At 68.1% G+C, this 24,081-nt stretch carries 10 protein-coding genes; all 10 read left to right on the top strand.

The genetic code is table 11. The features are described from left to right. Window positions 1-27 precede the first annotated feature (27 nt). The 10 genes from glf to AB0C35_RS15460 all read left to right on the top strand — a co-directional run bounded on the left by glf (window position 28) and on the right by AB0C35_RS15460 (window position 23,953). Complete coding sequence (gene glf, locus AB0C35_RS15505) at window positions 28-1,179, top strand: UDP-galactopyranose mutase (protein WP_358455445.1); 1,152 nt, start codon at window positions 28-30, stop codon at window positions 1,177-1,179. Window positions 1,180-1,211: 32 nt separating this feature from the next. Next, complete coding sequence (locus AB0C35_RS15500) at window positions 1,212-3,227, top strand: glycosyltransferase (RefSeq protein ID WP_358455442.1); 2,016 nt, start codon at window positions 1,212-1,214, stop codon at window positions 3,225-3,227. Continuing rightward, the gene (locus AB0C35_RS15495) at window positions 3,224-4,093 is read left to right on the top strand and encodes an ABC transporter permease (protein ID WP_358455439.1); all 870 of its coding nucleotides are present in this window, start codon (window positions 3,224-3,226) and stop codon (window positions 4,091-4,093) included. The genes AB0C35_RS15500 and AB0C35_RS15495 overlap by 4 nt, the downstream gene beginning before the upstream one ends. Window positions 4,094-4,096: 3 nt before the next feature. Beyond that, window positions 4,097-4,912 carry an ABC transporter ATP-binding protein gene (locus tag AB0C35_RS15490; RefSeq protein ID WP_358455436.1) on the top strand — a complete coding sequence of 272 codons (816 nt, stop codon included), beginning with the start codon at window positions 4,097-4,099 and terminating at the stop codon, window positions 4,910-4,912. 63 nt (window positions 4,913-4,975) lie between these two features. Beyond that, window positions 4,976-7,654, top strand: a complete 2,679-nt coding sequence (locus tag AB0C35_RS15485) for an HAD family hydrolase (protein WP_358455433.1) — start codon at window positions 4,976-4,978, stop codon at window positions 7,652-7,654. Between the two features lie 61 nt (window positions 7,655-7,715). Then, complete coding sequence (locus AB0C35_RS15480; protein WP_358455431.1) at window positions 7,716-8,786, top strand: class I SAM-dependent methyltransferase; 1,071 nt, start codon at window positions 7,716-7,718, stop codon at window positions 8,784-8,786. Window positions 8,787-8,926: 140 nt separating this feature from the next. Continuing rightward, window positions 8,927-9,817: a class I SAM-dependent methyltransferase gene (locus AB0C35_RS15475; protein ID WP_358455428.1), complete on the top strand. Its 891-nt coding sequence runs from the start codon at window positions 8,927-8,929 to the stop codon at window positions 9,815-9,817. 295 nt (window positions 9,818-10,112) lie between these two features. Next, window positions 10,113-12,188, top strand: a complete 2,076-nt coding sequence (locus AB0C35_RS15470) for a hypothetical protein (protein WP_358455701.1) — start codon at window positions 10,113-10,115, stop codon at window positions 12,186-12,188. 423 nt (window positions 12,189-12,611) lie between these two features. Next, on the top strand, window positions 12,612-16,724 hold the full coding sequence (locus AB0C35_RS15465) for a LamG-like jellyroll fold domain-containing protein (RefSeq protein WP_358455425.1): 4,113 nt from the start codon (window positions 12,612-12,614) through the stop codon (window positions 16,722-16,724). 122 nt (window positions 16,725-16,846) lie between these two features. After that, the gene (locus AB0C35_RS15460; RefSeq protein ID WP_358455422.1) at window positions 16,847-23,953 is read left to right on the top strand and encodes an RHS repeat-associated core domain-containing protein; all 7,107 of its coding nucleotides are present in this window, start codon (window positions 16,847-16,849) and stop codon (window positions 23,951-23,953) included. Window positions 23,954-24,081 lie beyond the last annotated feature (128 nt).

Below are 24,081 nucleotides of genomic sequence, written 5' to 3'. Positions count from 1 at the left end.
CGCCGTCCAGTGAATGTTGATCTCGTTGTGGCCGGTTCCGGTTTCTTCGGGCTCACGGTCGCCGAGCGATGCGCGGCCGGGCTCGGCCTGCGCGTGCTCGTGCTCGACCGGCGCAGTCACATCGGCGGCAACGCCTACAGCGAGGCCGAGCCGGAGACGGGCATCGAAGTCCACCGCTACGGCGCGCACCTGTTCCACACGTCCAACGAGCGGGTGTGGGAGTACGCGAACCGGTTCACCGCCTTCACCGGCTACCGGCACCGCGTGTACTCCACGTTCAAGGACCGCGTCTACTCCATGCCGATCAACCTCGGCACCATCTGCGAGTACTTCGGCCGGGCGTTCACCCCGGACGAGGCGCGGGCGCTGATCGCCGGGCAGGCCGCCGAGGTGACCAGCCCCTCCAATCTGGAGGAGAAGGCGATCTCACTGATCGGGCGGCCGCTGTACGAGGCGTTCATCCGGGGCTACACCGCCAAGCAGTGGCAGACCGACCCGAGGGACCTGCCGGCGGAGATCATCACCCGGCTGCCGGTTCGGTACACCTTCGACAACCGGTACTTCAACGACACCTACGAGGGCCTGCCGGTCGACGGCTACACCGCCTGGCTGGAGCGGATGGCGGACCACCCGCGCATCGAGGTGCGGCTCGACACCGACTTCTTCGACCTGCGCGACGACGCCGTCGGCAACGTGCCCGTCGTCTTCACCGGGCCGCTGGACCGCTACTTCGACTATGCCGAGGGCGAGCTCGGCTGGCGGACGCTGGACTTCCAGATGGAGGTCAAGCCGACCGGTGACTTCCAGGGGACCCCGGTCATGAACTACGCCGATGAGGACGTCCCCTACACCCGGATCCACGAGTTCCGGCACTTCCACCCCGAGCGCGAGAACTATCCGCCCGACCGGACGGTCATCATGCGGGAGTACTCACGGGCCGCCGCGCGCGGAGACGAGCCGTACTACCCGGTCAACACCGCGGACGACCGCGCTCGCCTGCTCGCCTACCGGGACCTGGCCAGGGGGGAGGACGGCGTGCTGTTCGGCGGGCGGCTCGGCACCTACAAGTACCTCGACATGCACATGGCGATCGCCAGCGCGCTCAGCATGTTCGACAACAGGCTGCGTCCCCATTTCGCCGAGGGTTCGCGTCTTATAAGCGGAGGTGTGGACGAGTGAGCCGACCTGACGAGAGCGGACCCTCCCCGGATATGCGTGTCCTCCAGCGGGTCGTGATGCCAGTGGACCGTGACCTCGACGTCCTCAAGCTGTACGTCGAGGGCGAGATAGCCCGGGGCGCCGAAGCGGTCGCCACCGAGGCCGCGGTCGAGGCCGGTCTCATCGCCGGCCTGGCCGAGGACGTGGGCCGCCGCAGCGTGGTCGTGCCGGTCGGACGGCGTGTCTCGTTCGCCACCTACTTCAACGCGTTCCCGGCCAGCTACTGGCGGCGCTGGACGTCGGTGGAGGAGGTGATCCTCCGGGTCAGGGCGCGCGGCCAGGCCACCGTGATCGTCTACAGGTCCACCGCGAAGGGCCACATCCAGCGCGTCGACTCCGTCCGGATCGACTCCGGCACGTCCCAGGAGGAGACGTTCCGGCTGACGCTGCGCCCGTTCATCGACGGCGGCTGGTACTGGATGGACGTCCTCGCCGGCGAAGACGACGCCGTCCTGGAGCGCGCCGACTGGTGCGTCGACCCGAGCGCGGCGGGGGACGCCCGGCAGGGGCGGGTCAGCCTCGGCATCACCACGTTCAACCGGCCCGGCTTCTGCGTCGACCAGCTCGTGGCGCTCGGCCGGGCACCGGAGGTCCTCGACGTGGTGGACGCGATCTACGTCGTCGACCAGGGCACGCAGCGTGTGCGCGACGACGAGAACTTCGAGCGCGCCTCGGCGGCGCTCGGGCCGAAGCTCCGCGTGATCGAACAGGGCAACCTGGGCGGCTCCGGCGGCTTCTCCCGGGCGATGGACGAGACGGTCAAGGCAGGGGTGAGCGACTACATCCTGCTCCTGGACGACGACGTCGTCACCGAGACCGAAGGCGTCCTGCGCGCGGTCGCGTTCGCCGACCTCGCCCGCACGCCGACGATCGTGGGCGGGCACATGTTCAACCTGTTCGCCCGCTCGCAGCTGCACGCCTACGGCGAGACCATCGGACGCTACCGCTGGTGGTGGGAGGAGGCTCCGCACACCAAGCGCGAGCACGACTTCGCCGCCCCGCCGAACCCGTACCCGAACTCCCGCGTGAAGACCAGTTCGGGGAGCCTGCGCAAGACGAAGTGGCTGCACCGGCGCGTGGACGTCGACTACAACGGCTGGTGGATGTGCCTCATACCCACCGACGTGATGCGCAAGGTCGGGCTGTCCATGCCGATGTTCATCAAGTGGGACGACGCGGAGTACTGCGTCCGCGCGGGAGAGGCGGGCTTCCCGACCGTGTCGCTGCCCGGCATGGCGGCATGGCACGTCCCGTGGCAGGACAAGGACGACGGCATCGACTGGCAGGCGTACTTCCACGAGCGCAACCGGCTGGTCACCGCGTTGATGCACTCGCCGTACGAGCGGGGCGGCAACCTCGTCAAGGAGAGCTTCATCATCTCGGTGAAGCACGCGCTGGCCATGCAGTACTCCACCGCCGAGCTGATGCTCTCGGCGATCGAGGACGTGCTGAGCGGGCCGGAGCACATGCACGCCGGGATCGCCACGAAGCTCTCCGAGATCACGGCGTTCCGGGACGCCTTCCCCGACGCGCGGAACCGCGCCAGCCACGAGGAGTTCCCGCAGGTCCGCATGAACAGGCCGCCCAGGCGGGGACGCGGATTCAAACCACCGCGCGGCACGGTGAACGTGCTGGCGAGCGCGATGCTCGGCACGGTCAGGCAACTGCGTCCCGTCGACGCGGGGGCGCACGCCAACCCGCAGGCGGTCGTCCCGCACATCGACCGGCACTGGAGCCTGCTGTCGCAGGTCGACAGCGCGCTCGTCTCATCGGCCGACGGCACGAAGGTCGCCTGGTACCAGCGCGACCCCGAACGCTTCAGGCGGCTCCTCAAGCGGACGTCGCTGCTGCATGCGCGCCTCAGCCGGGAATGGCCCGAGCTGAGCGGGCGGTACCGGGCGGCCATGGCCGAGCTCGCTTCGCCGGAGGCGTGGCACGCGACGTTCGAAGCGGTCGGCGCGAACTCCGCCGACGCCGCCGACGGGCCGGCCGGGGGCGGGCGGGAATGACGGTCACGCCGATCCGCGCGGACGCAGGGCTCCGCGTGCCCGGCGGCGACGGCGGGCTGCGGCAGACGCTGCGGAGCAGGTATCTGCTGCGGCTGCTGGTGCGCCGGGAGTTGCGGGCCCGCTACAAGGGATCGCTGCTGGGGCTCGGCTGGTCCTATGTGCGGCCCGCCGTGCACTTCTCCGTCTACTTCTACGTCATCGGCGTCTTCCTCGGCATGGACCGGCAGATCGAGGACTTCGGGATCTACCTGTTCTCGGGCATGGTCCTGGTCACCCTGTTCACCGAGGCGCTGCACTCCACGACCCGCTCGGTGACCGGCAACGCGCCGCTCGTCCGGAAGGTGTTCCTGCCCCGGGAGCTGTTCCCGACGGCGTCGGCGCTGGTCTCGCTCGTTCATTTCCTGCCGGGCCTGATGATCCTGCTGTGCGCGGCCGTCGCCGCCGGATGGCGGCCCTCGCCGGCCGGGCTCGGCGCGGCCGCCTTCGGGTTCGCGATCGTCGCCGTGCTCGGGTTCGGGCTCGGGCTGCTGTGCGCGGCCGTCAACGTCTTCTTCCGCGACCTGGAGCAGGCCGTGGACATCCTGATGATCGTCGTCACCTGGTCGGTCCCGATGATCTATCCGTGGACGCACGTCCAGGCGCACGCGCCGGGCTGGGTCCTGGACGTGTACCTGGCGAACCCGCTCGTCAGCGCCGTCTCCCTGTTCCAGAAGGCGTTCTGGCATTCCGGGACCGGCGGGGACTTCGCGTTTCCGCCCGACCTGTACGCCCGCGCCGGCATTTCCCTGGCCGTCAGCGTCCTGGTCTTCGTCGCCGGTCATGCGGCGTTCGCGCGCATGCAGAAGCGTTTCGCGCAGGAGTTGTAGCCAGTGACCCCTTCGATCGTCATCGACCGCGTCAGCAAGAACTTCACGCTGCGGCACGCGCGCTCGATCAAGGAGATGAGCGTCCGCGCGTTCCGCGGGCAGAGCCTCTCGGACCGGTTCCGTGCACTGGACGAAGTGAGCCTCACCGTCAACCAGGGAGAGACCGTCGCGTTGATGGGGCTGAACGGCTCCGGAAAGAGCACACTGCTCAAGCTCATCTCCGGGGTCATGCAGCCGGACGACGGGTCGGTGCTCGTCAGGGGCCGCGTCGCCGGGCTGATCGATGTGGGCGCCGGGCTGCACCCCGAGCTGACCGGCCGGGAGAACGTGTACCTCAACGGGGCGATCCTCGGCATGTCCCGGGCGGAGATCGCGCGGAAGTTCGACGCCATCGTCGAGTTCTCCGGCGTCGAACGATTCCTGGACGACCAGGTGAAGTTCTACTCGTCCGGCATGTTCATGCGGCTGGGGTTCTCGATCGCGGCGCACACCGAGCCCGACGTCTTCCTGATCGACGAGGTGCTGGCCGTCGGCGACCCGCCGTTCCGGGAGAAGTGCCTGGACCGCATCCGTGAGCTGCGCGGCGAGGGCCGCACCATGGTCATCGTCGCGCACGACATCCGGATGCTCGTCGGTCTCTGCGACCGGGGCGTCACCCTGCGGCAGGGAAGGGTGATCTTTGACGGGCCCACGGAGGAGGCTGCTCGGCTGGTCCGCGAGGACCGCGCGGCCCGCCGCGCCGCCATGACGATGTCGCCGGGCGCCATGTCCGGGCCGGACGCCACAACGTCTGCCACACAAGGAGAAACCGGTGGATAAGGTGTCCCGAGCCGTGGCCGGGGGCCGCGGGCGCACGTGCAGGATCAGGGGAGAGGTGCGGCGTTGACCACGCAGGAAACCGGGTGCCCGTTGCTCGACAACGTCCACCGCATCATCGCCGACCGGACATGCTCCCTGCTGTCCCTCGACATCTTCGACACCGTGCTCTGGCGCCGCGTACCGCGTCCAACGGACACGTTCGCCCTGCTCGGCTCCCGGTTGCGGGACGCCGGGCTCTGCCCGCCATGGATGACGGACGCGACCATGCGCAGGCTGCGGATCGCGGCTGAGAACACCGCCCGCCGCAGCCGCGACGCCCTGGGCACCGAGGTCTCCCTGTTCGACATCTGGCGGGCCATGCCGGACGGAATGTTCGGTTCCACCCCCCTGGAGCAGCTGGTCGAGGCGGAGGTGCGCCTCGAACGCGAGCTGACCGTCGTGGACCTGGACGTCGCCGAGGTCGTGAAGGCCGCCCGGAAACAAGACATCCAGGTCGTCCTGGTCTCCGACACCTACTTCACCGAAGATCAGCTCGCGCACCTTCTCGACCGTCCGGAACTGGGCGCGCTGGAGGACGTGCGAATCTTCCGGTCGAACCAGCATGGCGCTGACAAGGCGTCCGGGCTCTGGGAGATCGTGCTGCGCGACCTGGACCGCAGCCCCGAACAGATCGTGCACATCGGCGACCATGAGATCGCCGACCACGAGGTTCCGGCGAAACTGGGCATCCGCACTGTTCACTACCACCGGCTCGACGAGGCCTACGCAGAGGTGCTGAAGCGCGAGAAGGAGCCCGTCGGGCCGTTCGGCGACCACGCCCCCGACCTGGACGACCTTGACGGCGACTTCGGCATCACCAGCCTGCGCGCGAAAGCGGTCCACTCGGGCGTCCCGTTCACCACGTCGGCGCTGGACGTCGCGTGGCGATACGGCGCGGCCGTCCTCGGCCCGGTGCTGACCGGCTTCGCCGAGTGGGCGGCCGGCAAGGCCCACGAAGCCGGGACCCGCCGCCTGTGGTGCTCGATGCGCGAAGGTGAGCTGCTGTCCCGGCTGATCAACGAAGCGGCGCGGGCGCGCGGCTGGGACGTCGAGGCCAGGCCCGTCTGGCTGTCGCGGTTCGTGACGTCGCTGGCCGGTCTCGACCCGCACGACACCGACGCGGTGCACGCGTTCATCCGCACCGGGTACCGGCTGACCGTCCGGCAGGCGCTGTCCGTCCTGAAGCTTCAGCCGGGCGATGTGCCCGCCCTCGCGACCGAGCTGGACACCGTCATCGACAACGGCGACATCGCCGACCGCGTCGCCCGCGCGCTGACCGAGACGCCGCACCTGTGCAACCGCCTCGCCGTTACGGTCACCGCCGCCCGCGAACACATGATCAAGTCGCTGCGGGACGCCGGCGCGCTCGATGACGCGGCTCTGGCAGGCGGCGAACTGACCCTCGTCGACCTGGGCTGGGGCGGGACCATCCAGTACCAACTCGCCCGCGCCTTGGAGATCGCGCGCATCGACGTCCGGGTGTCCGGCCTGTACCTGGCCACCGACAACCGGTCCGAGCGCGTCTACCTTGCCGGGCTGCGCGCCGAGGGTTACCTGGCGCAGGCGGGACATCCCGCGCACGTCGCCGCGATCGTGACGCGCAGCCCCGAGATCGTGGAGCAGTGCGTCAACGCGCTGTGCGGGTCGCTGATCGGCTACACGGACGACGGCGAGCCGCTCCTCGGGGAGGCGTCCGACTCGCCGTCGCAGAACGCCGAGCGCCGGACGGTGCAGGACGGCATCCTCGCGTTCCAGCACATGTGGAACCGGTACGTCACCGCCTCGGGCGGCGCCTGGCCCGACCTCGGCCGTCCACAAGCGGCCCGGGACCGGTTGGCGAGGATCCTGGTGGCCGCGCTGGAGTCGCCGACCGCCGACGAGGCCGCCGTCTTCGGCAACTGGACGCACGAGGACAACTTCGGCTCGTCCCTGGTCACCACCCTGCTGCCCGCCGACCTGAAGCCCGCCGTCCCGTACCTGGCGCCGGGCGACCTCGACGACCTGGACATGCGTGACTCGTTCTGGCCCGCGCTGATCGCCGCGTCCGACACCGGGCTCGGCGCGATGACGCGCGCCATCGCGGACGGCGCCATTGATCCGGAGGCGTTCGAACCGGCCGGCGAGCCCTACGAGACGCGGTTGCGCTACCGGACGGCGGACGACCGGTGGCACGATCCCATCCGCCGCCGGGTCAGGATCAACCACAACGGGCTGTCGTTCGCCCGGCTCGCCTTCGAGCACCACGACACGGTCGACATCTCCCTGGCGATCCCCGGCCGTCCCGCGATCGTGCGAGTGGACTGGATCGAGGCCAAGGTGATCGCCGGGGGCCGCCGCCGCGAGCAGGTGCTGCGCTGGGACAGGCCGGAGGACTTCGTCGGCCTGCATTACGCCGACTGCCGCTACCTCGGCGGCAACCTGATGGAGTTCGACACCTCGTACGCGGCGGTGTGGCTCCCGCTCGCCCGGCGCGCCGGAGTGCCGGTGGTGTCGTCCGGGCAGATCACCATCGCGTTCGCGATGCTGCCGCAGTCGATGACCGGGATGGGACCGCGGCTGCCGGTCGACCGGAAGGCCGAGCGGTCCGCCCGCGCGGCGCGCCTCACCGAAAGGTTCCGCGAGGAGTACCGGACGGCCGGCGTCAAGGGCGTCGCGGCCGGGGCCGGACGAGTGGCCAGGAGGAAGCTCGGTGAAACCCGATGAATCCCCGTCCGTCGGAGATCCGGCGGCGCGTGAACCCGGGGCTGCGGTGACCGGAGCCGCTGTGACCGGATCTCCCGAGGATCCGCACGCGCAGGCCCGCGCGGCCCGCGAGCAGCCGCTGCTGCTGCATTCGATGTCGGTCTTCCGAGAACTGTTCGAGGCGATCTTCAGGTGCCGCGAGATCGGCACCGTGGTCGAGGTAGGGGTGGAGTCCGGGCAGGTCAGCACCCTGTACGCCGATCTCGGCGCGACCGTGCACTGCGTCGAGCCCACCCCCGGCGACGAGCTGCGCGCAGTCCTCGCCGAGGACCCGAGGCTGAACCTGGTGGAAGGCCTGTCCCCTGCGGTGCTCGGCGAGCTTCCAGTGGCGGATCTGTACGTCTTGGACGGCGACCACAATTACGCGGTCGTCCGCGGGGAACTCGCGTGGATCATGAAGAACGCCCCGGACGCGGTGGTCGTCCTCAACGACGTGCTGTGGCCCTGCGGACGTCGCGACTTCTACTACCAGCCGTCCCCGGTCCCGCCCGAGGACACGCATCCGGCCACCGCCGACGGGCCGACCGTCTGGCACGATGACCTCACCCCGGCAGGCTTCGTCGGCGATGGCGTCTTCACGGTGGCCGAACACGCCGGCGGGCCGCGCAACGGCGTCCTCACGGCCGTGGAGGACACGCTGGACGAGACCGGCGGCTGGCGGCTCCACATCGTCCCCGCCGTGTTCGGGTTCGGGATCCTGATCCGGGCGGGCGCCCCCGGCGCGGACGAGATCTCCGAGGTGCTGCGGCCCTACACGTCCTCGAATCTCCTCGCGACGATGGAGAACAACCGAATCGCCCTCTACACCCGCATCCTGCAGCTCCAGTACGAGGCGGCGGCCCGCACCGACGACGCCGACCGCCTGACCGACACCATCACGGCCCAGCAGCGCGAGATCGCCGACCTGCGCGCCGAACTCGACCGGTCCAGGACAGAGGCCGCCGCCAGAAGCCAAGAACTGCGAGCCTTGAGCGACAAGGCGAACAGGCCTGCATCCGCCCCCACACGAGATCCCGATCTGGGCGAGACGATGACGAACCTGGGACGCGCGTTGTCCGCCCGGATCCGCAGGACGCCCGGCGGGCCGCGATGATCCACACGTCCCTGCCGTGTTCCTCGCCGCCGCGTCGTACCAGCACGGCTGTACACCTGGATCGCCCCTGCGGTGAACCCGCTCTCCGGTAGCCGCCTCATCGGGAGGGGGCACGCCATCTCGCAGAGAAGGACCTGGAAATGACGGATTATATCGCGACAGTGGCGATGCACCAGCCCACATGGGGGACGTTCCTCGAACCCGACGCGGCCCTGACGGACGTGAAGCACCCGCATGAAGCGCTGAGCATCCCGATCCGAGGCGGGCAACACGCCGACCTGAAGGCGTTCGCGGGACGGAACACCGTGTTCGACCGAACGATCACCCGGATCGAGAACCTGGCCCTGACATACGAGGACCAGTGCAGCGCCTACCACTACTTCGACCTGTTCTGCCAGGTTGAACGGTGCCATCAGGAGCTGACGAGGCTGGTCGACGTCGGCGTCTTCATGGGCGGTTCGTCCGCGGTCCTCGCCGGATGCGTCGAGCCGATGGGGCTCGAACTCGACCTCGTCGACGTCAACGATGCGTATCTGCGGTTCACCCGGGAGAGGCTGCGACGCCTGTTTCCCCGTGCCATCAACCGCGTGCGCATGTTCCATGGTGACCTGCCGACCTACACGGCGAACGTGCTGGGTGCCGAGCCGAAGACACGCGCGCTGATCCACCACGACGGCGCCCATGCCTTCGACCAGGTCGTCAAGGACCTCAGCTCCCTGTACTTCACTCGCGACCAGGTTCACGGCGTGGCGATCCAGGCGACACACCTCCGCGGTGACATCGCACACCTCAACTTCGTGGACGCCGCCGTCCACGCCATGTTCGGCGTCGAGGTGAAGTACGAGCCGCTCGGCGCCAACTTCCCTCTGGACGCGCCGGTGACCATCCCGAACGAATGGGACGGGAACTACTTCCTGGCCGGGCAGCCGGAGGGCATGTACGTGCCGTTCGACGGGGTGGAGTGGAAGTACCCGCATCCGACGATGGAACTGGACGACTTCATGCCGGTGAAGGCGGCCCCCGCCGGCTGACGAAGCGGATCTTCACGCGGCCGGCCTGGCGGAGGCACCGCGCGCGGGACGGGACACCCCTCAAGAGTGGCCGGATGCGGTCAGGGGCCGGAAAGGAGGGTGTCCGATCTTTACCGCAGGTGGACTTGGTGACCGAATTGGCGGGCTCAGTCGGTCATCTGTGGTCCTGTTCCGTTGAACGCGGCGCACGGACGCGGCAAGCTCTTTACTCTGTGTGGTGTAGGAAACCAACCCGGCAACCCCCAGGCGTTCCAATCATTCCCGCGACACCCAGGGGTCTCTCGACGTGACGGACATGGCGCGCGAGTCCGCGATGGCGCGGCTCACACAGGCCGACCGCGTCTATGTGGGCTGGCGTTACGCGCAGGTGCACCCCGACCCGGGGCCGCCACCTGACCGGCCCGAGCAGCCCGAACGCGCCCCGGCCCCGCAGCCGGCGCGGCGGCCGGGCGAGCACATGGCGGCCCTGCCGCTGCGGATCGTCTTCGGCGGCGCGCTCGGCGGCGTCGTCCTGTTCCTGCTGTGCGGTGTCCTCGGCGTGGTTCCGTGGCCGTTCGCCGGGGTGGCGATGCTGGCCTTCGCCCTCATCAGCGGCATCACCGGCGGGACGCTGTGGCGCGACGAACGCGGCGTCCGGGAGAGGATCGCGCACGAGCGCGCCGCCGAGGACCGCAGGCGCGCCGCCAGTGAGCGGGAGCGCGACGCGGCGGAGAAGGCGTACGCCGAGGCCAGGTCGGAGTGGGAGCGTCGCCAGTCGGCGTACGAGAGCCAGCGCGAGTGGTATCCGGTCGCCGTTCCGCCCGGCGTGGACCGGGTGGACGTCGTCGGCGGGACGCTCGCCGGATGGTCCGCGGCCGTCACGACCATGGGCGCGGCACGTCTCGCCGTGGGCGCGCGCCTCACCGTCATCGACCTGTCCGAGGGCGCGGTCGCGCACGATCTGCTTCGGCTCGCCGCCGACCGCGGCGACGACCCGCTCGTCTGGGTGCTGCCCGCCGACCTGCCGCGCCTCGACGTCACCCGCGGCCTGAACCCCGAGGCGCTCGCCGACGTGCTGTCCCTGGTCGTCGGCGCGGGCGAGGAAGAGGGCGGCACCCGCGACCTGTCGTTCGACAACTCGATCCTGGAGCGGCTCATCGAGGTCCTCGGGCCGGACGCGACGATCCCGCGGATCACCGCGGCGCTGCGCGTCCTCGCCCAGGTCGGCGACCCGCGCGACGACCTCCGCAGGGGCCTGCTCACCGACGACCAGATCGAGCGGATCGCGACGCTGTTCGGCCGGGACGCCACCGACCGGATCGTCGTCCGGCGCGCGTGGGCCCTCGAAGCGCAGCTCCGCAAACTGGAGAAGCTCGCGACCGAGCCGGTGCGGCTCCCGCCGTCCCGGCTGCACGTGGTGTCGATGGACCGGCGCGCCGGCGTCCTCACCAACCGCATCCTCGGCACCTACGTCACGACCGCGCTGACCCACCGGATCAGGGAGGCGCCGCCCGGCGGCCGCTGGGACCACACGCTCTTCCTCTGCGGCTCGGAGAAGCTGCGCGGGGACGTCCTGGACCGCCTCATCGACGCCTGCGAGGCCACCGGGACCGGGCTCGTCCTGATGTACCGGTCGATCCCCGGCCACGTCCGCGAACGGCTCGGGCGGCGCGGCCACGCCGCAGTCGGGTTCATGCGCCTCGGCAACCCCGAGGACGCCCGCGTCGCCGCCGAGCACATCGGCGCCGGCCAGCCCCTCCTCGTCGCCGAGATCACCGACTCGGCGGGCGAGACGCTGTTCGACGTCGCGGGGGAGACCTACGCCAGCACGGTCGCGTTCGCCCGCCCGCGCGGCGACGGCCTCACCGACCCGGTCTGGTCGCCGCTTCCTGCGCCCGCCGCCGACGACTCCGCCCTCGTGGAGGGCATCAGCTCCGCGACGGCCTGGGGCCGCACCGTCGAAGGCCGCCGCGCCCGCGACACCCCGGCCAAGCAGCGCTTCCGCGAACTCCTGGTCGAGCCGCCGCAGCTTCAGGAGCTGCCGCCGACCGCCATGGTCTTCACCCACTCAGGCGCCACCGGCCGCCGCACCCTGCTCGTCGACGCCAACCCCGGCATCATCACCCTGCCGACCGCGCATTCGATGGAGTTCGAGGAGTACCTCCGCGAACAGGAACGCCGCGACCAAGAGGTCTTGGACGAGGCGAATGACGACGCCCCGGACACCGCGACCCCCGACCCCGCCCCGCCGGACGTCCCCGCCCCGCGCTTCCCGCAGCCGTCGCGCGCCCGCCATGCGCTGCCGCGCGGCGCGGGGACGCGCCCCGTCCGGATCGTCCCGCCCCTGAAACCGAACGGCAGGCACAAAGCCGACCCCCCGTCCTCTTCCTGACAACGAAGAGCGGAGGCCCTATGTCGCCTCGTTGCGTCGCGTCAAGCCCGTCTTATCTGTCCGCAGAGGCAGATGTGCCCCCAACGTCGACGTTCAAGATGTCCCGAGTCCACATCTGGTCAGAGGTCTGACCTCGCAACGGATATGCATCGTCACTGTTCGTCGCGCCATCCGGAAGGATGGTGGCGAAAAGCCGTTTAAGCTATCACGCGATCTTGCTTGAAAATATGGTGATCTAGATCACATTCAGAAGATCGACAGTGACTCTTTCCCGTTTCTGAACGCCGAGTTACGTTATGGCCGTTTTGGCAACCCTTCCGCGTTGGGGTTTTCATGGGCCTTGGTGTCGTGTTCCGCTGTGCGGGTGCTGTGCGGTCATTGTTGTGGCGGCGTCCGGTGTGGCCGGCCCGTGTTCTGCCTTTGGTGCTGATCGCCGGTTTGGGGCAAGTTCCGGTGGCGGCCGTGCCGGCGGTGGCGCACGCCGATGAGCCGACGACGGCGGCGACCGAGCAGAAGGCGGTGGCGCAGGCGCGGCGGTCGGGTGAGCCGGTGGAGATCACCTCCCGGCGTGGAGAGACCCGCACGGTGCGGGCGTTGCCGAACGGCCGCATCGAGGTCGAGGAACGCGTGCAGCCGGTGCGCGCACGTCGGGGCGGCAAATGGGTGGATATCGACACCACGTTGCGGCGGTCGGGCGAGGCGGTGGTGCCGGGCGCCTCGACGGTGGGGCTGGTGTTCTCCAGTGGCGGGAACGGTCCGATGGTGCAGATGACCCGGGCCGGGCGCCGGTTGGCGTTGTCGTGGCCGGGGTCGTTGCCCGAGCCGGTCCTGGACGGTGACACCGCAGTGTATGAGGGCGTGGCGGGCCCGGATGTGGATCTGCGGCTGCGGGCGCGGGCGGACGGATTCGCGCACGTGCTGGTGGTCAGAACAGCGCAGGCCGCCAAGAACCCGCGCGTGGCCGAGCTGGCGCTGGCATTGTCGACCACTCGGTTGTCGGTGTCGGAGGAGGCGGGCAGCGGGGTGTTGAAGGCCACCGATCCGGGGTCGGGGCAGGTGGTGTTCGAGGCGCCGTCGCCGAAGATGTGGGATTCCTCCCGCGCCAAGTCCGCGTCGGGATCGCGGGCCCGTGCCGGCGCACCGGCCGAGGATCCGGCCGATCCGGCTGAGGGGCCGGTGCAGGGTGCCAAGACAGCGTCGATCGATGTGGCGGTCGGGGACGGCAAGGTCACCCTCGTCCCGGACGAGAAGCTGCTGACCGCGCCAGACACCAAGTTCCCGGTGTACATCGATCCGGTGTGGACGACGAACAAGGCGTCCAGTTGGGGGATGGTGTCGTCGGGGTGGCCGAGTGAGTCGTATTACAAGTTCGACGGCAAGTCGACCGAGGGGATGGGCCGCTGTGAGGTGGCCAAGGACCCGAACTGTGTGAAGAACCAGACCAAGCGGCTGTTCTTCCGGATGCCGCTGCCGGCGGTCAAGGGCCGCTACATCCAGAACGTGGAGTTCACCGCTTTCGAGACCTACGCCTACAACTGCAGTAACCCGACATCGGTGCAGTTGTGGCGAACCTCGGCGTTGCAGTCGTATGCGACCTGGAACAACACCAACAACTCCTCGGTGTGGGGTGAGCATCTGACCTCGCGTGACGTGGCGTACTGCTCCAAGACGCCGGTGGAGTTCGGCGGGAGCAAGCTGCGAGCGCATGTGCAGGACGCGATCAACAAGGGGCATGGCTCGATCACGTTCGGGTTGAAGGCCTACAGCGAGTCGACGATGGACTGGTGGAAGCGGTTCGCCGATGACGCATACCTGAAGGTGCAGTACAACAACCCGCCGTACCAGCCCAACACCGACTCGATGTTCGCCGACCCGGGCACCAAATGCGTTGACCGGGACCAGGCCAAGACGGTGAATGACATCTCCACGGTGTACGCCTACCTGTGGGATCCCGACACCGAGGACCGCAACAAGGTGCAGGGCCAGTTCACGCTGCACTGGGCCAACAACGCCGACGGTTCGGACTGGGGCGCGAAATGGACGTCGGCGCTGACACCGGCCAAGACTTCCGGCACCCAGTTCCAGCAGGATCTGCCGTCCACGATCCCGGAACGGACCCTGATCGGGTGGGGTGTGCGGGCCTGGGACGGCGAGCAGTGGGGCCCGTGGAGCTACGCCGGCGCCCAGACGGGCTGCTACTTCTACTACGACCCCGCCAAGCCGGAGAAACCGACCATCAGCTCGACCGACTATCCGCAGGATGACGCATGGCACGGCGGCGTGGGGGAGCCGGGCACGTTCACCATCTCCGACACCGCGGGGGTCGCCGACCGGTACGAGGTCTCCCTGAACGGCGAAGCGGTCACCACTGTGGCCACCACCGCGGGCGCGGCGAGGCAGGTGCAGATCGCGCCGACGCGTTCAGGCCCGAACATCTTGACCGTGCAGGCGTTCGCGCCCTCCAACCAGAACGGCCCTGCCGTCTCCTACGAGTTCCGCGTCAACACCGGATCCGAACCGGTGGCCAGGTTCACACTGGACGAGGGGGCTGGCTCGACGGCGGTGACTTCGACGGGCCCGGGGCGCCCGGCGTGGGTGCGCGGCTCGGCGACGTTGGGCGGCCAGGGCAAGAACGGCACGTCATTGACGTTGGACGGCACCGACGGGTACGCCGAGAGCACGCTGCCGATCGTCGACACCACCGAGAGTTTCACGGTGTCGGCCTGGGCCAAACCGACCCAGCACAGGCAGGGAGAACTGCTGGCTCAGTCAGGGACGTCCCAGAGTGGCTTCATTCTGGGGATGCACGCAAATGGTGAGGCTATTTTCGAGTGGCCGACCGTTGACAACACCAGCGATGGAACTCCCTGGCAGTGGGCCGTGGACGATGTGCCGCTTCCGCTCGGCCAGTGGAGTCATCTGACCGGTGTGTACGACAAGGCCGCAGGACAGATGCGGCTGTATGTGAACGGCCAGTTGCAGGCGACCACCAGCGGAGTCAGCCCCCTAGAGACTCATGGTCCACTGCAGATCGGCCGGAGTCTCTACAACGGCTGGTATGTCAACCACTGGCCGGGTTCGATCGACGACGTGCGGGTGTTCACCCAGCCGTTGTCGGACGCGCAGGCCCAGCAGTTGGCAGGTGGAACGGTGCCCACGGGAACGGATCTGGTCGCGCACTGGAACATGGATGAGGCGGCGGGCAAGTCCCGGGTGTACAGCCCGGTTGCCCCATTCAAGGCCACCGTGCACAACGGGGGCGTCCTGGGCGCCGAGGGGCAGGTGGACGGCGCGCTGCAACTAGATCATACGCTTCAACAGCACGCCTCGACCGACCGTCCGGTGGTCAACACGGCGCGTAGTTTCGCGGTGTCCGCCTGGGTCCGTCTGGATGGCGGCGAGGATCGTACCCGGACGCTGCTCAGCCAGGACGGGACGAGTAAGAGCGGTTTTTACTTCAAATACGACCACGCGTACCAGAAGTGGGCGCTGTCCATGGTCAAGTCCGACTCAGCCGAAGCCGGCACCTATCAGTCCTTCTCCCAGGAGAAGGCGGAGTTGAACACCTGGACCCATTTGGCCGGGGTGTACGACGACACGACCAAGAGGCTGCGGATCTACGTTAACGGTGAGCCGGGAACCCTGAGCCCTCAGGTGACGACGGCATGGAATGCCACGGGTGGCTTTCAGATCGGCCGCAGCCTGTGGCTGGGCACCCATGCCGATCATTGGCCGGGTCTGATCGACGACGTCCGTGTCTACGACCGGATCGTCGGTCATCAGGAGGTCGAGGAATTGCTCACTCAGCATCCGGTGCTGAAGGCGCGGTGGGTGCTGAATGAGGAGCCGGTTGATGACGCCTTCAGGGGGCCGGACGGTGCGCCTGCGCTCATTCCCCACAATGGTGCGGCCATCGTGGCGGGTGCGGGGATCGGTTGGGTCGCTCCGGCGGGTCTGCAACTCGATCCTGCGGTCAAGGCGTTCGCTGAAAGCGCGGGGTCGGTGGTGGACACTCATCGCAGCTTCACGATCACGGGCTGGGTCCACCCGGCCGGCCGTCCCCAGCAACCCGTGACCGTTTTCTCTCAGGGCGGTCAGAACGCCAACGCGTTCGCGTTGCGGTACGTGCCTGGTGCGGATCCTGCGTTGCAGGGGAGCTGGCAGATCGAGATGCGGAACAGCGACGATGCCGCTGCCGACCCCATTGTCGCCGTCCACGGGAATTTCGATCCGGACGACTGGATGCACGTGGCGATCGTGTATGACGCGCTGCGCGATCGCATGAGCCTCTACGTCGACGGCGAGTTGTACGAGACCTCGGACGGAGTCTCACAGGAGGGCCAGGTCCAAGGCTTCGAAACCGAGAACTCCTTCTTGCAGGTCGGGCGCAGCAAGTTCGGGGCGACGGACGGTTCCGGCACTGAGTACTGGACCGACGCTATCGACGACATCTGGGTGTACCAGGGTGCGCTGACCCGAGAACAGGTGACTCGCCTGGCGATCTTCGACGACATACCGACCGAGGCGGGCCCGTGATCCGCCCGCCACGTCCAGGCCGACGGCTGCTTCGAGGCCACGGCTGACGGACCGGATTCCCGCCCTCGCCTTTGACTCCCTGTTTTCATGATCCGCGCCGGATTGGTGTGCTGGAGGACGTCGTGAACGCTGGCCGGAAGGTGTCTGGTCGCAGCCGTGGCAAGGTGTTGCTGCTGGGCTGGAGTCGGCTTCTGAGGACGACCGCGATCGTGATGACGGTCGTGCTGCCGGCCGGGCTGCTGTCGGCGCCGGCGGCTTCCGCCGAGCCGCCGAATTCCGGACGTCCCACGGTCGAGGACCATCAAGAACTTGTCGATGGCAAGGCTCTGAAGGTGAGGCCGCGCAAGTCGGATCCGGCGGTCAAGCCGGGCCCGGCGGCCAGAGCGGCGCGGCCGGCGGCCGGCAGCGCCGAGGTCGAGGTCCCCACGGGTTCGGCGTCCGCCCGCTCGGCCGGGACCCAAGGGGCCAAGAAGGCGGGTGACCTCCCGATCGAGATTCTGCCGCCGAGCGAGCAGAAGCGCGGACGGAGCCGCGTGGAGTGGGCTGACCGGGTGCGGGTTCAGGTCCTGGACCGTGACGCCGCTCGCACCGTGGGTGTGGACGGGGTGGCGTTCACCGTGGCCCGCACCGATGCCCCCACGTCCGGACGGGTGCGGCTGCGACTCGACTACGCCGAGTTCGGGCAGGCGTTCGGCGGCGCATATGGTGCCCGCCTGCGGCTGATGCGGTTGCCGCAGTGCGCCCTGACCACCCCCGCTCGACCGGAGTGTCGCACCCCCGTTCCGCTGGAGACGGCCAACGACGGTGAGGGCAGGACGCTGACCGCGGAAGTGGAGGCGGCACCGGCCCCCGAGTCCGGGTCTCCGGCGGTTGCCTCGGCTCAGGGCAACGTGACGCTGCTGGTCGCTGCCGCGGATTCCGGGAGTTCCCAGGGCGACTACAAGGCGACCTCGCTGAGTTCTTCAGCGACCTGGGAGGCGGGCGGCAGCGGCGGTGACTTCTCGTGGTCGTATCCGATGCGGGTGCCGCCGGTGCCCGGCGCGCTGACGCCGAAGGTCGCGGTCTCCTATTCGTCCAGCAGTGTGGACGGCCGCACGGCCAACACCAATGGGCAGCCGTCGTGGGTCGGGGAGGGCTTCGACCTGTGGCCGGGCTTCATCGAACGCCGCTTCAAGTCGTGCAAGGAGGACGGCGCCCCCAAGGACCAGTGGGGGAATTCGCCCGGTGACCAGTGCTGGGCCTATGACAACGCGACCATCGCCTGGAACGGCAAGGGCGGAGAGCTGATCAAGGCCGCCGACGGCACATGGCGGCTGAAGAACGACGACGGCACCAAGTTCGAGAAGCTCACCAGCTCCTCGAACAACAACGGTGATGACAACGGAGAGTACTGGAAGGTCACCGCCGCCGACGGAACGCAGTACTACTTCGGTCTCAACCGCGCTCCCGAATGGACGGACGGCAAACCGGAGACCAATTCGGCGTGGACCATGCCGGTCTTCGGCGACGACTCCGGCGAGCCCTGCCACGATTCGACGTTCGCGGGCTCATGGTGTCAGCAGGCTTATCGGTGGAACCTCGACTACGTCGTCGACCCGGGCGGCAACGCCATCCTGTACACCTACGGCAAAGAGGCCAACCACTACGGCCGCAACCTCAAGCCCGAGGACGAGACCGCCTACACGCGCGGCGGGTATCTGGAGACGATCTCCTACGGGCTGCGCAAGGACGCGCTGTTCGCCAAGGCGCCCGCGCAGGTCACCTTCACCACCTCCGAGCGCTGCATCCCGGACGCGACCTTCGACTGCGCCCCGTCCAAGATCGGCACCAACCCCGACAAGTGGTGGGACGTCCCGTGGGACCTGAACTGCAACTCCGGCCAGGAATGCAAGGAGGACCACGGAGCGCTCACGCCGACGTTCTGGTCCCGTAAGCGCCTGGCCAAGATCACGACCCAGATCCTGAAGCCGGACGGCTCAGGCTACCGGCCGGTGGACTCGTGGTCGCTGAACCACGACTGGGGCCTGGCCGACGTCGAGCGCGACCTGCTGCTGGAGGAGATCGAGCACACCGGCCACCCCGCGACCGACGGCGGCGGGGCGGTGACAATGCCGAAGGTCACCTTCAACCACGTCCAGATGCCCAACCGGCTGGACGAGACCGGCGACGACATCCTGGCCTATTACCGCTACCGGCTCGGCGCCATCTACGACGAGGCCGGCGGGCAGATCGACATCGCCTACTCCGACACCGACTGCTCCCTGTCGAATCTGCCGACGCCGGAGACCAACACCACCCGCTGCATGCCGGTGATCTGGACACCTCCGGGACGCGAGGATCCGATCACCGACTGGTTCCACAAGTACGTGGTGACGTCCGTCATTCAGACCGACCGCACCGGGCTGGCCCCGGACATGGCCACCAAGTACGAGTACGTGGGTGGTGCGGCCTGGCATTTCGACGACGATGACGGGCTGACCAAAGAGAAGGACAAGACCTGGTCGCAGTGGCGCGGGTACGGCCACGTCCGCACATTCACCGGCGATTTCGCCGACCCCGCCACTCAGTCCGACACCTATTACATGCGCGGCATGGACGGGGACCGTCAGACCAAGTCCGGCGGGACCAAGAGCATCAGCGTCTCTGACGGAGAGGGCGGCACCTACACCGACCACAACGCCCTCGCCGGTTTCCCGCTCAAGACGGTGCAGTACACAGAGCCGGGCGGCAGCGTCCATTCCAAATCGGTCAACACTCCGTGGCGGGTGCAGACCGCGTCACGAACCCGCTCCTGGGGCACCGTCACCGCCAACGTGATCGGCGTCGACACCGCCCGCGCGTGGACGGCCAAGGATGGTGGCGGCTGGCTCGAGACCAAGATCGACAACACGTTCAAGGCGTCCGGCCCCGGCGTCGGACGCGTCACCTCTGTCAACGATCTCGGTGACGTCACCACCGATGTCGACGACAAGTGCACCCGGACCACCTATGCCGACAACACCAGCGCCTGGATGGTGGACTATCCGGCTCGCGTGGAGACCGTCGCGGCGTCCTGCACGGCCACAGCCGACCGCCCGGACGAGGTCCTCTCCGATGTCCGGACCTTCTACGACGACCAAGCCTACGGTGCCGGCCCGACCCAGGGCCGGGCGACCAAGGTCGAGAACGTCTCCGGCTACGACGGCGGTGCCCCGGTCTATGTGACCGAGATCGAGAACACCTACGACCCCTACGGGCGCGTCACGCAGTCCAAGAACGCCCTCGGCCAGGTGACGACCACCGCCTACACCGAAACGCAGGGGCTCACCACCAAGGTGACCTCGACCACCCCGCCGCCCAACCCTGCCGACCCGTCCACGGCGCTGACCTCGAACCAGGAACTCGATCCGGCCTGGGGGCAGCCGGTCCGCGCCACCGACGCCAACGGCCAGGTCACCGACCTGGTCTACGACGGGCTGGGGCGGCTGCGGAAGGTGTGGCGGCCCGATCGGTCCAAGGCCAACGGCGACGATCCCAGCCACGAGTACGAGTACCGGTTCGCCAACGGCGAGATCGTCGCGGTCACGTCCAAGGCCATCGTCGCCGGAAGCCTGCGCGTCACCGGCATCAGCCTGCTGGACGGATGGCTGCGTCCCCGGCAGACCCAGACGCCCACGCAGGCGCCCGAGGGCCAGTCGGCACGGCTGATCACCGACACCTTCTACGACGACCGCGGCCAGGCCGTCAAAACCTACGCCGCCTATCCGGCGACGGGCGCCCCCGAAACCGAGCTGTTCGGCGTCGGCACCCCGGGTGCGGTCGAGACCCAAACCCGCACAAGTTATGACGGGCTGGGCCGTCCGACCGTCCAGCGCCTCACGACCGGCAACGGCTCCCAGCCGGAAGCGGAACTGTGGCGCACCACCTACGACTACGGCGGCGGCAACCGCGTCTCGGTCACCCCACCCGACGGTGCCACGCCCACCGCCCAGATCACCAACGCACTCGGCCAGGTCGTCGAACGCCGCCAGTACAAGGCCGCCACCCCCACCGGCGACTACGACGCCACCACCTACACCTACACCCCCGCCGGCCAGACCTCCTCGGTGACCGACCCGTCCGGCAACGTCTGGACCACCACCTACGATCTACGCGGCCGCAAGACCCAGACCACCGACCCTGACAAGGGAACCACCACCTTCACCTACGACGACCTCGACCGCCTCGTCTCCACTACCGACGCGCGCGGCAAGAGCGTCTTCGCCAACTATGACGGTCTGGGCCGCGTCACCGACACCCGCGACGGCTCAGCCGACGGCAGCAAGCTCACCTCCTTCACTTACGACACCGTCAGGCGAGGCAAAGGCAAACCGGCCAGCGCGACACGCCACCACAACGGCGCCCAGTACACCAGCAACATCCGCGAATACGACGAGATGGGACGCGTTCACACCGCCACGGTGACCATTCCCTCAACCGAGGGCGCGCTGGCGGGAACCTATTCCATGGTCGCCGAATACAACAGCGATGGCACGCTTCAGTCCTTCAGGCCACCCGTCGCCGGCGGCCTGCCCTACGAAACCCTTACTCCCAGCTACGACGAGTTCGCCCGCCCCACCAAACTGTCCAGCGACCTGCACGCCTACATCGGCGACATCAACTACCGGAAGACCGGTGAAGTCCAGATCGTCGACTACGGGTCCCCCGGGAAACGCGCCTTCCAAACCTTCCAGTACCAGTACGGCACCCGGCGGCTCGACCACGCCGCCACCTCCCGCGAAGGAATCGCCGGCTCCGCCCGCGCTGCCACTTATCAATACACCGATGCGGGCACCATCACCTCAATCACCGACGCCTCCCAGGACGGCGTCGACAACCAATGCTTCACCTACGACCACTTCCAGCGCCTCACCCAAGCCTGGACGCAAGGAACCACTGACGCCTGCGCATCCGAACCCGCCGACAACCTCATCGGCGGCCCGGCCCCGTACTGGCATTCCTTCACCTACGACAAGGCCGGCAACCGCACCAAACAAATCCAGCACGGCATCGGTGGCGACGCCGACACCGTCCGCACCTACACCTACGCCGCCCCCGGAAGCGGCAGCCGCCTGAACACACTCGTCGAGACCGGCCCGGACGGCGACCGCACCCGCACCTATGGCTACGACGCGGTCGGCAACACCACCGCGATCCAAACCACCGAAACCCCCACAGGCAGCACCCAGACCTTCGAGTGGAACACCGAAGGCGAACTGGCCAAGTCCTCCGAAGAGGGCAACGATGTCACCTTCGTCTACGACGCCGGCGGTAACCGTCTGATCCGAAAAGACCCCACCGGATCGACCCTCTACCTCGGCGGCACCGAGCTGCGCGCCTACAACGGCGCAAGCACCGCCACCGGAACCCGCTACTACAGCCTTGGTGGCCAACCCGTCGCAATGCGCACCGCTGACGGCACCGTCACCTACCTGACCGCCGACCACCAAGGCACTGCGCAAATCGCCGTGGACGCCGCCACCCAGGCCAGTACCGTCCGCCGCTTCACACCCTTCGGCGCCGTCCGCAGCCTGGACGACGACGCCACCTGGCCCAACGACAAGGGCTTCCTCGGAGCCACCCAAGACCCCACCGGCCTTACCCACCTCGGCGCCCGCGAGTACGACCCCGAAACCGGCCGCTTCATCTCCGTCGACCCTGTCCTGAACCAGGCCGACCCCCAGCAGATGAACGGCTACACCTACGCCAACAACAGCCCCGTCACCTTCGCGGACCCCAGCGGCACCTGCCCAGGAAACTCCTGCTCCGCAGACTTCGCCCACACCGGCCCCCACGCAAGGCCGGGCGGTTCAAGAGACTGGTCGAGAGGATGGTCCTCCGGCGGATCCTCAAGAGTCCATCGCGCGATGGCCTCCTACGGCGGATGCAGCCCCGCAGATGTAGCGACATACCGGTGCGCCAAAGACCGGTGGATCAGGGAACGGCTGGCCGTGAACAACCCTGGCCCGCCACCCACCACAGGCTGGCTCCCCGTGGTGATAGACGCACTTGATCTAATCTTCGGCGTCCGTGACGCTTGGAGTTGTCTCACCGGCAAGAGTGCCGGCGCATGCGCATGGACCGCGGCTGGGTTCATCCCGTTTATCGGCAAACTCTTCAAGCCGGGTAGTAGATTCCTCCGGGCACTCATGAAGCAGTTGGCGAAGAAGGGGAACGACGCGCCGGATCCGCCGAAGGGGTCAGGAGGCGGGTCGCCCGCAGATCCTCCTCCCGCAAAGACGTCACCACCGAAGCGGTCGCCGGAGAAATCTTCGCCCGCAAGTCCTTCACCAAAGAAGTGCAGCAGTTTCGTCCCCGGAACGCAGGTTCTCCTTGCAAACGGCAGTCGCCGGGACATCGAAGACATCGAAGTCGGCGACAAGGTACTGGCCACAGACCCAGAAACCGGAGAAACCAGCCCCCAGGTCGTCCTGGGCACCATCACTTCCAAAGGCGACAAGCACCTCGTCCAGATCACCGTCAACACCGACGCCCCACACCGATTCCGGGTGACCGGGAACGAGCCGAAAGCCAGCTCCACCGAAGCGCTCAACCACAAGCTCGCCAAGAACGGCGTAGTCATCGCCACCGACAACCACCCCTTCTGGGTCACCGGCGACATCGCGAAGTGGGTCGAGGCCGCCGACCTGATACCCGGGATGTGGCTCCGCACAAGCGCCGGCACCCACGTCCAGATCACCGCCGTCAAGCCCCGCACCGCGCACCAGCGAGTCCACAACCTGAACGTCGCCGAAGCTCACACGTTCTACGTGTTGGCCGGTGAGACGTCGGTTCTCGTTCACAACTGCACGCGTCCCAAGCTGTGGAGGGCTTTCCGCGGAGGGGTGGATGATACGCCCCAGGGTCCCATTCCTCGGGTTGCCGGTGTAAGGCCAGGGGGATCCCTTCGGGAAGGCGAGTACCTCTACGTTGTGCGGCCGCGCGGATCGCTTCGAGCTGTCCACCTGGATGACCTCGTTGAACTCGACGAAACGGCGGGGCATACGAGCCTGGCGGAGGGTAGACCTGTGATCATGGCGGGTATGTTCCAAGTCGACGAAGCTGGTATGATCATCAATTTCGGTAATGAATCTGGACACTATCGGCCCTGGGATATGCCGGGATTCACTTCATTGGAGGAAATTGCTCGAACTGCGTTCGCGCGACACGGACTGCCGGAACCCGCACCTGGAGCGTGGGACCCTTGGTGACAGTGAGTCGTGTGCTTACGTTGTGCTATATCGAGAAGATCGTTAGTGAGGACCGATGTTGGATTCGGATGACGGCGGAGCGGCTATTTCGGGGTGGCTTAACCTCAGTGATTTCGATCGGCGTCAAT

Origin of the sequence: Spirillospora sp. NPDC048819 (genome assembly GCF_040650055.1) — a bacterium.
In the GTDB taxonomy this organism is placed as follows: Bacteria; Actinomycetota; Actinomycetes; order Streptosporangiales; family Streptosporangiaceae; genus Spirillospora.
The sequence above is the reverse complement of the archived record's forward strand: the minus strand, read 5'-3'. Positions and strand labels throughout refer to the sequence as shown.